Below are 654 nucleotides of genomic sequence, written 5' to 3'. Positions count from 1 at the left end.
CGCCGCCCCGCAGTGCGTCACCATCGCCAGCGAGACGTCGAAGTGGTTGTTGGAGTGACACCCCCACGTCAGCCCCATCGCGTTGCACAACTGCGCCACCCGCACCGACCCCTGCATGGTCCAGAAGTGCGGATCCGCCAGCGGAATGGACACCGACTGCAGAGCCAGGGCATGAGTCATCTGACGCCAGTCCGTCGCGATCATGTTCGTCGCCGTGGGCAACCCCGTGGCCCGCCGGAACTCCGCGAGGATCTCCCGCCCGGAGTAGCCGCCCTCCGCCCCGCAGGGATCCTCGGCGTACGCGAGCGTGCCCACCAACGGCCGGCACAGCTCCACCGCCTCCCGCAGCGACCACGCCCCGTTCGGGTCCAGGGTGATCCGCGCCTCGGGAAAGCGCGCCTTGAGCGCACGCACCGCCGCGACCTCCTCGGCCCCCGCCAGCACACCCCCCTTGAGCTTGAAGTCCCGGAACCCGTACTGCTCGTAGGCCGCCTCCGCCTGCCGCACGATCGCCTCCGGCGACAGCGCCTCCTCGTGCCGCACCCGGTACCACTCCACGGACGCCTCGGGCTCCCGGACGTACTCCAGATCCGTCCGGTCCGGGTCACCGACGTAGAAGAGATACCCCAGCACCCGCACGGACTCCCGCTGCTG

Annotated in this window: 1 protein-coding gene; it reads right to left on the bottom strand. The window is 70.5% G+C overall.

The window, feature by feature from the left end:
* Positions 1–654, bottom strand: a 654-nt coding sequence (locus tag CCL05_RS43585; protein WP_279629972.1) for an enolase C-terminal domain-like protein, incomplete at both ends; no start/stop codon positions are given.

The organism is Streptomyces africanus, assembly GCF_002150735.1.
In the GTDB taxonomy this organism is placed as follows: Bacteria; Actinomycetota; Actinomycetes; order Streptomycetales; family Streptomycetaceae; genus Streptomyces; species Streptomyces africanus.
Note: the sequence above shows the minus strand (reverse complement) of the source record. Positions and strands in the feature narration are given on the sequence as shown.